This is a genomic window from Sphingomonas crocodyli (assembly GCF_004005865.1).
Classification (GTDB): domain Bacteria; phylum Pseudomonadota; class Alphaproteobacteria; order Sphingomonadales; family Sphingomonadaceae; genus Rhizorhabdus; species Rhizorhabdus crocodyli.
Genome location: NZ_SACN01000001.1, coordinates 1,227,116 through 1,236,294, shown reverse-complemented (window position 1 = coordinate 1,236,294; position 9,179 = coordinate 1,227,116). Strand labels below are relative to the sequence as shown.

Genomic DNA, 9,179 nt, shown 5'->3' with positions numbered 1-9,179 from the left:
GGCGCGATCCCGGGAAGGACACGGGGGGCCTCGCCCGCTTTCAACCTTCGGCCAGCTTCATCATCACCAGCCCGCTTACGATCATCGCGGCGGCCGCCAGCCGGATCGGCGTCGCCGCCTCGCCCAGTGCGATGATGCCCACCGCGAACGCGCCGACCGCGCCGATCCCGGTCCACACCGTATAGGCCGTACCCAGCGGCAGCGACCGCATCGACCACGAAAGCATCCCGAAACTCACCAGCATCGCCGCGATCGTCACGATCGACGGCACCAGCCGGGTAAAGCCCTGCGATTGCTTCATTGCAGACGCCCAGACGATTTCGAACAGACCGGCGACGATAAGAATGGCCCATGCCATGACAGCCTCCTTTTTCAGGGCTGCCGGGCCGTCCCGGTCTTGAACGCCCGTGGTTCGGGCACGGGAACGTGGTCTCCGCGCCGCCGATCTAGGAATAAGGGCGCTGCCGGTCAACCGCCGGCGGCTTCGGCTCTCCATGTGACGACCAGAGCATCGCGCCAGGCGGGCATCCCCTCCATCAGCGTGCGGATCGGCGTCACGCCATGCCGGATGCGCCGATCGTCGAGCAGCACCGCGTCGCCCGGATGGCTGAGCGTGAAGCGCCCGATCGATCGCCCGTCCGCGTCGCCGATTTCGGTCACACCCTCGGTCACATTCTCGCGCGCGATCAGCATCACCAACACCCAGTCGACCCCGTCGCGGTGCAGCCCCTCGGGCGTCGGGCGGCCGATTTCGGCGGGTGACGTCTCGATCCGGAACTGGTGCATCTCGCTATGCCACGCCGCATCCGCCGCCCGCGCGTCGAGCGCGGCGAACAGGGGCGTCAGGCGACCGAAGATCGACCGCACGACCGGCCCCTGCGCGATCGCCCCCTCCACCGCGTCGAACCAGCGCTGCACGTCGCCGTTCAGCGGGTTATAGTCGCGGCTCTGATAATGCGGCTGGTGCGCCTTGCGAACCACATCGCCGCCCCGCGCCCCGAAACTCGCATGCCGCCTGCGCCGATATCGCCCGCCATCGGCCATATAGCGATCCTCGCCCAGCCGATCCCAAGACGCCGCAAACTCGACCCAGTCGCCCTCGCCCCATCCGATCAGGCGCTGCAACGCCGGCGCGGGCAGATGGACGAAACCCCGATCGGCCAGCTCCCCGGCGACATCGACAACGCAATGATTTTCCAATGCGAACACCCTCCTGCCGCGCAGATAGGTATGCGTGTGAGGTTTTGCGACCAACCTCCCCACCCGTCACCCCGGGCTTGACCCGGGGTCCAGCTGCCTTGCCCGGCGCTGGTGAAGAAGGAAGAAGCTGGACCCCGGGTCAAGCCCGGGGTGACGGTGGTGGGGGACGACGGCCTACGCCCCAATTGTGGTCGTCTAATTATAGTTTAACGTAGGTGAAACTCGATAGGAGCAAACTGTTGACTATCACCGTCACATTCGACGGAAATCCGACCGCGCTCTATAAATTTTGGGCGATGCCTGGCGAAGGCACTCAAGAAGAATCTTACCTTCGAGACTTACTCGTAGGCCATAAGTTGTTTTTTCAGGCAGCTCACAAACTGAACGATCCGTTTGACTGTTTGCCAGCCATCTACACTGCATTCACGCCCGACCGCGCCAAGATGCTTTTCGAGCGTCACATTCGAAGCGAGACGCCGGACGTGACCGACGCGGATTGTGCGGCTGAGGTCGAACGCCGTGTCACGTGCTTTGACTTCTCGTTGGTTGGAACACCTGAGTTTCAGCTTGGCGCACGCGATGCGTTTAAAGAGCATCGAGAAGTGATGGCAGTCTACTGCCTGTCAGCGCGCGTCGATTCCGTACTCATGTGGAGCCACTACGCAAAAAATCACACTGGCTTCGCGGTCAGATTTGACTACTCGGACACCTTCATCGGCGAAGCTCAACGGGTGCGATATGTCCACAAGCGACCGCTTATCGATCCTGGTTCGCGCGACGAACGCAACATGTATGTCGTGCTGCTTAGTAAAGCGCGTGATTGGAAATACGAACAGGAATGGAGAATCACTCGGATTGGTCGACCCGGTCTGCACAAATTCAACCCAAAAGCACTTACTGGGATCGTCTTCGGAATGGCGATGCCTCAGCTTGATCGAGACCGGTTGCGTGCCCTTTGTGGCGAAGGTGGCTTCGAACCAAAGTTTTATCAGGCTGTGGACGATGCTCGTTCGTTCAATGTTCAGATAGTAGAAGTTTAGACAAATGGCGGTCTTCGATACAACCGGCTGAATGGTCATACATCTAGTTTTAGAACGCGGAGCTGACGTTAGTATCTTGATAGCGCAATGACCGCTTTCCACCCATCCTCGTCATTGCGAGCGTAGCGAAGCAATCCACTCCGCATTTCGGAATGGATTGCCACGTCGCCTTCCGCTCCTCGCAATGACGAGGGGATATGACGGCCCTCACCCCGCCCCGGCGATCCGATAATAATCCGCCACCCGATCCAGCCCCATGCCCAGCACCAGCTTGCCCGCGCGCCGGGGCCAGCCGAGCGCCTTTTCCGCTGCCTCGATCCCCTCGCCCGCACACACCACGCGCCAGAGGATGTCGCTGAGGCCACCGCCTGCCGCCGCCACGGCCGCTTCGAAGCGGCGTTTGGCGTCGATCATCGCGGTCGTCGGGTCGGCGCCGCGCGGGGGCCCGCGTCGTCCGCCGCCCGAAGGCCCTGCATCCCAGCGCATCGTCACACGCGGGCCGAAGCCGGCCATCTCATAGTCGGCGCGCAGCCGCTCCCCCGCCAGATATTGCCGCTCGCTCACCAGCCCCCGCGCGAACAGCCAGCCGAGCGGCGATTCCGCCGCGTTCACGCTCACCGTGCGACCGCGCGGCGCGCCTTCGCGTGCGCGCACCGCGCCGATCCCCGGCTCCAGCCGCCTCTCCTCGATCAACCGTCCCGCCATGCGTGCCTCCTTCGTGCGAATCGACGAATTTACACTTGCCATCGCGGCGCATCTGTAGGACAGAGCATAACCAAATTGGTTTAATGGAGCCCAGACATGATCACCTGCATCCGCGAGGTTCGCCGCGCCAAGGGCATGACGCTGCAGGACGTCGCCGATGCCTGCGTCCCGCCCACCACCGCGCAGACGATCGGCCGGCTCGAAACCGGTACCCGCACCGTCTCGGTCGGCTGGCTCAACCGGATCGCCAAGGCGCTGGGGGTCGAGGCCGCCGAACTGGTCAAGCTGCCCGATCGCGCGGACCTGCCCGTCGCCGCGATCCTGTCGCCCGACGGCGCCGTCGCCCCGCGCCATCCGCAGACGATCACCCCGCCGCATCCGGAGGAGGGCGCGGTCGCGATCACCGTGTCGGCCAGCTTCGGCGATTATCGCCACGGCGACGTATTGTGGTGCGATCGCGTCGCGCCCGACGATTTCGGCGCCGCGCTCAACCGCGACGTGCTGGTCCCCCGCCCGGCGGGCCGCTTCGTCTTCGGCCGTCTGATCGGCCGCGAGGGCGCCAGGCTCCAGATCCTGCCCCCCGGCCCCGGCACGCGCCAGCAGGTCGTCGACAACGCCCCGTGGCTCGCCGTCGCGACGCGCCTCGTGCGCGACATGCGCTGAGGCGATGAACCGCAAGGCCAATAATCGTAAAGAACGCCTCGCTTGCTTCATCCGCGATGTGTGGGATGAAGGCGATGCGGACGCGGCCGACGCCTATGTCGCGCCGGTCTATACGATCCGCCACGATCCGGGCGATCCGTGGGACGGCGCCGTCCTCGATCTCGATGGCTTCAAGGATCGCGTACGCCAGTCGCGCGCCGCCTTTCCCGATCAGCGTTTCGACATTCAGGGGCTGTTCGAAGATGGCGACAGCGTGGTGATGACGTGGCTGTGGTCCGCCACGCACCAGGGCGACATCCCCGGCTTCCCCGCGACCGGCAAGCCGATCCGCATGTCAGGCGCGACCGTCTATGCCTTCGACGCCGACGATCGGCTGACCAGCCACTGGCAGATCACCGATCGGCTGGGCGTCTATCAGCAGCTGCACGCGAACCAGGCGTCGTCGAACCCCTAACTCGTCTCCCCACTCGTCATTGCGAGGAGCCGCAGGCGACGCGGCAATCCAGGCCCGCACTTGAGGTAGGTCGCGAGCCTCTCCAGTGCGGGCCTGGATTGCTTCGCTCCGCTCGCAATGACGAGTGGGGAGACGAGATGGGGGAATTGACCTTCCGATACACGAACCATATACGATCCGTATATCGGGAGGCGCATATGGGCATCGTGAAAATCGACGAGGATCTACACGAGGATATCCGCCGCGCATCCAGCGTGATGTGCCGGTCGATCAACGCGCAGGCCGAATATTGGATGAAGATCGGCATGCTGGCCGAAGCGCATCCGACGCTGAGCTTCAATGAGATCGTTCGCATGCAACTGGGCGCCGCGAACGTGCATCTCACGGACGCGTTGATCACCGCCTGATGGTCAAGACGCCCGACGAAATCGCGCTGATGCGCATCTCCGGCCGGCTGCTCGCCAGCGTGTTCGAAATGCTTGATGGGCAGGATCTGGCCGGCCTGTCGACGATGGCGGTCAACGATCTGGTCGATCGCTTCATCACCGTCGATCTCGCCGCCCGCCCCGCCAGCAAGGGGCAGTATGGCTTCAAATATGTGCTCAACTGCTCGATCAACCATGTCGTATGCCACGGCGTGCCCGATGCGGCGCGGATGATCCGCGACGGCGACATCATCAACCTCGATATCACGCTGGAAAAGAACGGCTTCATCGCGGATTCGAGCAAGACCTACATTGTCGGCACCGCCTCCCCCGCCGCCCGCCGCCTCGTGAAGGTGACGCAGGAGGCGTTGTGGAAAGGGATCGCGCAGGTCCGCCCCGGCGCCTGCCTTGGCGATATCGGCGCCGCGATCGAACGGCATGCCAAGAAGCACGGCTATTCGGTCGTCCGCGAATATTGCGGCCACGGCATCGGGCGCGAGATGCACGAAAAGCCCGAAGTCCTCCATTTCGGCCGGCCGGGCACGGGGATGCGCCTGCGCGAAGGCATGGTCTTCACGATCGAGCCGATGCTCAATGAGGGCACACGCAAGGTTTCGGTCGAGGAGGACGGCTGGACGGTCGTGACCAACGATCGCAAGCTTTCGGCCCAGTTCGAACATAGCGTCGCCGTCACCGCCACCGGCGTCGAAATCCTCACCCTGCGCCGCGACGAAACCCCGTGGCTGGCACGGCTGGCGGCCTGACTTTCCATCCGTCACCCCGGGCTTGACCCGGGGTCCCGCTTCTTACTTTTACGCCCTCTCAGGAAAGGCTGTGAAGCCAGAAGAAGCGGGAGCCCGGATCAAGTCCGGGGTGACGTAAGAGATTGAGCGCAAATCCTTCTTCTGCTGTTGCGCCACCTGCTTCCCCCCGTTAGCAGCCGCACAAAATGTGCATGGGGGATGCCAGCGATGTTTAGCTCTACGGGTCGGATCGACGCATGATCGACAAGGCCGACACCGCCCTGCTGATCAGCAGCTCCGCGCTCGTCCTGTTCATGACGCTGCCGGGCCTCGCCTTGTTCTATGGCGGCCTCGTCCGCGCGAAGAACTTCCTCTCCGTGCTGATGCACTGCTTCGCGCTGACCGGCCTCGCCTCGCTTCTCTGGTTCGCCGGCGCCTACAGCCTCGTCTTCCGGGGGGACGGCGCGTGGATCGGCGATCTGTCCGCAATCGGCCTGGCAAACCTCGCGCCGGTACGCGACGGCCTCGCCGTCCCCGAAAACATCTTCGCGCTGTATCAGATGACCTTCGCGGTCATCACCCCGGCGCTGATCGTCGGCGCTTTCCCCGAACGCGTGCGCTTCGGCTGGATGATGGCGTTTTCGGCTTTGTGGATCGTGCTGGTCTATGTGCCCGCCGCGCACTGGATCTGGGGCAATGGCTGGCTGGCGGCGATGGGCGTGCGCGATTTTGCGGGCGGCATCGTGGTGCATACGACGGCGGGCATTTCGGCGCTGGTGCTGGCGATGATGATCGGCCCGCGCCGCGGCTTCCCCCAGTCGCTGATCCCGCCGCACAGCGCGGCGATGACGATGATCGGCGCCGGCATGCTGTGGGTCGGCTGGTTCGGCTTCAACGGCGGATCGGCTCTGGTGGCGGACGGCACGGCGGGCAATGCGCTGCTCGCCACGCATCTGGCCGCCAGCGCCGCCGCGCTCACCTGGGCAGCGATCGAGAAGGTGAAGATCGGCAAGCCGACCTCGATCGGCCTCGTCACCGGCGCGATTGCCGGCCTCGCCACGATCACGCCGGCGGCCGGCTGGGTCTCGCCCACCGCGGCGGCCGCGCTGGGCGTCGCGGGGTCGCTCGTCTGCTTCGTGGCCGTGATGCTGGTCAAGCATCGCTGGAAGATCGACGACTCGCTCGATGTCTTCGCGGTCCACGGCGTCGGCGGGATGCTGGGGTCGCTGCTGCTCGCGATCCTCGCGCAGCCGATGCTCGGCGGCACGTCGCCCGCCGGGCTCGATGTGGTGCCGCAACTGGGGGTGCAGGCGCTCGCCATCGCGGTCGTAGCACTCTGGTCGGCGGTGCTGACCTGGCTCATCGCCTTCGTCGCCGGGCTGTTCCTGCCGATGCGCGTCGATGCGGAGGCCGAGCATGACGGGCTCGACCTCAGCCTCCACGGCGAACGCGCCTACGAGTTCGATTGATCCGGCCCATGCTCGTGCGCCATGAAGGGCGCATGAGCACCGACGCCCGCCGCACCAGCCCGTCCGCGCTTCGCAACCGCGCGCCGATCCTCGAGGTTCTGACGGCGGTGATGCCGCCAACGGGCACGGTCGTCGAAATCGCCAGCGGCACGGGCGAACATGTCATCCACTTCGCGGCGGGGCTGGCCGGGCTGACGTGGCAGCCGTCCGATCCCTCGCCCGAGGCGCGCGCCTCGATCGCCGACTGGATCGTGGCGGAAGGCACGCCCAACATCCTGGCGCCGCTCGATATCGATGCGGCGGCCGAAAGCTGGCCGATCGACCGGGCCGACGCGATCGTCGCGGTCAACATGATCCACATCAGCCCCTGGGCCGCGACGCTCGGCCTGCTCCGCCACGCCGCCGAACTGCTCCCGGCCGGCGCCCCGCTCGTCCTCTACGGCCCGTTCATCCGCGATGGCGTGGAGACCGCCCCCAGCAACATCGCCTTCGATGCCGATCTGCGCGCGCGCAATCCCGAATGGGGGCTGCGCGATCTGGCCGAGGTCGAGCGCGCCGCGCTGGCCGCGGGTTTCCGCCACATGGTGTTCTTCGCGATGCCCGCGAACAACCTGTCGGTCGTGTTCCGGAGAAGCGCGTGACGCGCCTTGCCGCCTGCAGTTGCGGGCAACTCACGGTCGCGTGCGCCGGCGAACCCGTCCGCGTCTCGATCTGCCACTGCCTCGACTGCCAGAAGCGCACCGGCAGCATCTTCGCGGCGCAAGCCCGCTTCCCGCGCGCGGCCGTGACGATCACCGGCCCCTCCGCGACGTGGAGCCGCACGGGGGATGAGGGCACCACCGCCAGCTTCCACTTCTGCCCCACCTGCGGATCGACCGTCTGCTGGGTTCCGGATGCCGCGCCCGACATAATCTACGTCGCCGTCGGCGCCTTCGCCGACCCCGCCTTCCCGCCCCCTTCCGTCTCGGTGTACGACGATCGCCGCCATTCGTGGGCGTTCAACGCGGGCGATCTGCCGATGGAGCATTGGGGCTGACCGCCGGCTTCCTCTCGCGGATCGACAATGACGGGCCGATCGCGCTGGTGATCGGCAACGGCATCCATCGCTACGACGCCGCCGATACGGGCACCGACTGGAATGCGATGATCCAGCGCATGGCCGCGCGCCACGGCCTCGCGTCGGCCGATCACGCCGCCCGCTTCGCGCTGACCGAACTGTACGACCTGATCGACCTCAAGCTCCCGCCCGACGCGACCCCGCAGACGCTTCAGCGCGAGTTCTGCGCATCGATGGCCGGCTGGTCCCCCGCGCCGCATCACCATCGGATCACTGCCTGGGCGGCGGCGCACAATGCGCCGATCCTGACCACCAATTTCGACACGATCCTGTCGGACGCGGCGGGCGCGCGGCTGCGCACCATGTTCGAACCGCGCGGCGGGCTGAAGCGGCCGACCGACTATTATCCGTGGGAGAAATACTTCGCCCACGCCCGCATGGCGAACCCGTGTGACCGTTTCGGCATCTGGCACATCAACGGCTTCATCACCCACATCCGCAGCATCCGCCTCGGCCTCGTCCACTATATGGACGCCGTCGCCCGCGCCCAATCGTGGCTGCGCGGACGCAACGGGCTGTTCGGCAAGGGCGACGTCGCGCACTGGCGCGGCCGCCATTCGTGGCTGCACATCGTCTTCACCATGCCGCTGCTGATCTTCGGCCTGCAACTCGGCACGCAGGAGGTGTTCCTGCGCTGGCTCCTGATCGAGCGCGCGCGTTACTTCCGCCGCTTCCCCGATCGCCGCAAACCCGCCTGGTATGTCCACCCGGCAAGCGAGGCCTCGCCCGACGACCGCGCCAAATATTTCTTCCTCGAATCGATCGGCATCACCACCATCGCCACCGACGATTATGACGCCATTTATGGAGAGGCGGCGTGGCGCATCTGACCACCCGCGCGCCCGGCAAAGGAGCCACGATGCGACCGCTCACCGCCGCCCTCGCGGCCTCCCTGCTCATCGCCACCGCCCCCGCGCTGGCCGCCGATCCGACGCCCGACCTCGCCGGCCTCTCCCCCGCCTGTCAGGGCGCGGCCAAAGCGATGCGCGCCTGCCTCCAACAGACGATCGACGCCGGCGCCCCCGACACCATCCGCGCCCCCTGGGAAAAGCAGATCGCCGACAGCGTGAAGATGTGGCGCGCGGCAAAGGACAAACCGGAGACCGACCAAAGCTGCAAGGACATCACGGCGAAATACGATTGCGAGTGAGCTTACCCGCCGTTCGGCCTGCCCGCGGCAAACAATCCGAGCCACGGCGGCGCGTGGAATAAGGCCATCAGCGCATACATCGTCGTCATGCTGCCGATCGGCGCGATGGCGGAGGCCGAACACAGGGCCGCCACGCCCGGCCCGGCCAGCGCGTTCGCCAATGCCATCAGCGCGAAGACCGGGCTGGCCGCCAGTTTCAGCCAGCGCGCCATC

Annotated in this window: 14 protein-coding genes; 10 read left to right on the top strand and 4 right to left on the bottom strand. The window is 65.9% G+C overall.

What is annotated here, in order from left to right; all coding sequences use genetic code 11:
• Positions 1 to 40: 40 nt before the first annotated feature.
• Both sugE and EOD43_RS05820 read right to left on the bottom strand, forming a co-directional pair.
• Positions 41 to 358 carry a quaternary ammonium compound efflux SMR transporter SugE gene (gene sugE, locus EOD43_RS05825; protein ID WP_127741948.1) on the bottom strand — a complete coding sequence of 106 codons (318 nt, stop codon included), beginning with the start codon at positions 356 to 358 and terminating at the stop codon, positions 41 to 43.
• A gap of 110 nt (positions 359 to 468) precedes the next feature.
• Entirely contained in the window at positions 469 to 1,200 is a 732-nt protein-coding gene (locus tag EOD43_RS05820; protein WP_127744645.1) for a 2OG-Fe dioxygenase family protein, read from the bottom strand.
• A 239-nt stretch (positions 1,201 to 1,439) separates the two neighbouring features.
• On the opposite strand from EOD43_RS05820, the gene EOD43_RS05815 reads away from it, so the two are divergent.
• The gene (locus EOD43_RS05815; RefSeq protein WP_127741946.1) at positions 1,440 to 2,240 is read left to right on the top strand and encodes a DUF2971 domain-containing protein; all 801 of its coding nucleotides are present in this window, start codon (positions 1,440 to 1,442) and stop codon (positions 2,238 to 2,240) included.
• Between the two features lie 207 nt (positions 2,241 to 2,447).
• Here EOD43_RS05815 and EOD43_RS05810 read toward each other — a convergent pair whose 3' ends face one another.
• Positions 2,448 to 2,945, bottom strand: coding sequence for a DUF6456 domain-containing protein (locus EOD43_RS05810; protein ID WP_240653097.1), 498 nt, complete (start codon positions 2,943 to 2,945; stop codon positions 2,448 to 2,450).
• 96 nt (positions 2,946 to 3,041) lie between these two features.
• Here EOD43_RS05810 and EOD43_RS05805 point away from each other — a divergent pair, with 96 nt between their 5' ends.
• From EOD43_RS05805 to EOD43_RS23560, 9 genes are all read left to right on the top strand, one after another.
• Positions 3,042 to 3,608 (top strand): helix-turn-helix domain-containing protein, encoded by a 567-nt coding sequence (locus tag EOD43_RS05805; RefSeq protein WP_127741944.1) that lies wholly within the window; start codon positions 3,042 to 3,044, stop codon positions 3,606 to 3,608.
• 4 nt (positions 3,609 to 3,612) lie between these two features.
• Complete coding sequence (locus EOD43_RS05800) at positions 3,613 to 4,062, top strand: ester cyclase (RefSeq protein WP_127741942.1); 450 nt, start codon at positions 3,613 to 3,615, stop codon at positions 4,060 to 4,062.
• 197 nt (positions 4,063 to 4,259) lie between these two features.
• Complete coding sequence (locus EOD43_RS05795) at positions 4,260 to 4,469, top strand: ParD-like family protein (protein WP_127741940.1); 210 nt, start codon at positions 4,260 to 4,262, stop codon at positions 4,467 to 4,469.
• Complete coding sequence (gene map / locus EOD43_RS05790) at positions 4,469 to 5,251, top strand: type I methionyl aminopeptidase (RefSeq protein ID WP_127741938.1); 783 nt, start codon at positions 4,469 to 4,471, stop codon at positions 5,249 to 5,251. The genes EOD43_RS05795 and map overlap by 1 nt, the downstream gene beginning before the upstream one ends.
• 236 nt (positions 5,252 to 5,487) lie before the next feature.
• Positions 5,488 to 6,699 (top strand): ammonium transporter, encoded by a 1,212-nt coding sequence (locus tag EOD43_RS05785; RefSeq protein ID WP_127741936.1) that lies wholly within the window; start codon positions 5,488 to 5,490, stop codon positions 6,697 to 6,699.
• Positions 6,700 to 6,731: 32 nt separating this feature from the next.
• Positions 6,732 to 7,340 carry a DUF938 domain-containing protein gene (locus tag EOD43_RS05780; RefSeq protein ID WP_127741934.1) on the top strand — a complete coding sequence of 203 codons (609 nt, stop codon included), beginning with the start codon at positions 6,732 to 6,734 and terminating at the stop codon, positions 7,338 to 7,340.
• Positions 7,337 to 7,735, top strand: coding sequence for a GFA family protein (locus tag EOD43_RS05775; protein ID WP_206363566.1), 399 nt, complete (start codon positions 7,337 to 7,339; stop codon positions 7,733 to 7,735). Before EOD43_RS05780 ends, EOD43_RS05775 begins: the two co-directional genes overlap by 4 nt.
• Entirely contained in the window at positions 7,726 to 8,646 is a 921-nt protein-coding gene (locus tag EOD43_RS05770) for an SIR2 family protein (RefSeq protein WP_127741930.1), read from the top strand. Before EOD43_RS05775 ends, EOD43_RS05770 begins: the two co-directional genes overlap by 10 nt.
• Entirely contained in the window at positions 8,634 to 8,966 is a 333-nt protein-coding gene (locus EOD43_RS23560) for a hypothetical protein (RefSeq protein ID WP_164857117.1), read from the top strand. The genes EOD43_RS05770 and EOD43_RS23560 overlap by 13 nt, the downstream gene beginning before the upstream one ends.
• Positions 8,967 to 8,968: 2 nt before the next feature.
• On the opposite strand, the gene EOD43_RS05760 is transcribed toward EOD43_RS23560, so the two are convergent.
• Complete coding sequence (locus tag EOD43_RS05760; protein ID WP_240653096.1) at positions 8,969 to 9,178, bottom strand: hypothetical protein; 210 nt, start codon at positions 9,176 to 9,178, stop codon at positions 8,969 to 8,971.
• Position 9,179: the final 1 nt, after the last annotated feature.

What these genes read in the sequence shown, in the direction of transcription:
- sugE (WP_127741948.1), bottom strand. Translation starts at nt 358, where the DNA reads ATGGCATGGGCCATTCTTATCGTCGCCGGTCTGTTCGAAATCGTCTGG.
- EOD43_RS05810 (WP_240653097.1), bottom strand. Translation starts at nt 2,945, where the DNA reads ATGGCGGGACGGTTGATCGAGGAGAGGCGGCTGGAGCCGGGGATCGGC.
- EOD43_RS05805 (WP_127741944.1), top strand. Translation starts at nt 3,042, where the DNA reads ATGATCACCTGCATCCGCGAGGTTCGCCGCGCCAAGGGCATGACGCTG.
- EOD43_RS05800 (WP_127741942.1), top strand. Translation starts at nt 3,613, where the DNA reads ATGAACCGCAAGGCCAATAATCGTAAAGAACGCCTCGCTTGCTTCATC.
- EOD43_RS05795 (WP_127741940.1), top strand. Translation starts at nt 4,260, where the DNA reads ATGGGCATCGTGAAAATCGACGAGGATCTACACGAGGATATCCGCCGC.
- map (WP_127741938.1), top strand. Translation starts at nt 4,469, where the DNA reads ATGGTCAAGACGCCCGACGAAATCGCGCTGATGCGCATCTCCGGCCGG.
- EOD43_RS05785 (WP_127741936.1), top strand. Translation starts at nt 5,488, where the DNA reads ATGATCGACAAGGCCGACACCGCCCTGCTGATCAGCAGCTCCGCGCTC.
- EOD43_RS05780 (WP_127741934.1), top strand. Translation starts at nt 6,732, where the DNA reads ATGAGCACCGACGCCCGCCGCACCAGCCCGTCCGCGCTTCGCAACCGC.
- EOD43_RS05760 (WP_240653096.1), bottom strand. Translation starts at nt 9,178, where the DNA reads ATGGCGCGCTGGCTGAAACTGGCGGCCAGCCCGGTCTTCGCGCTGATG.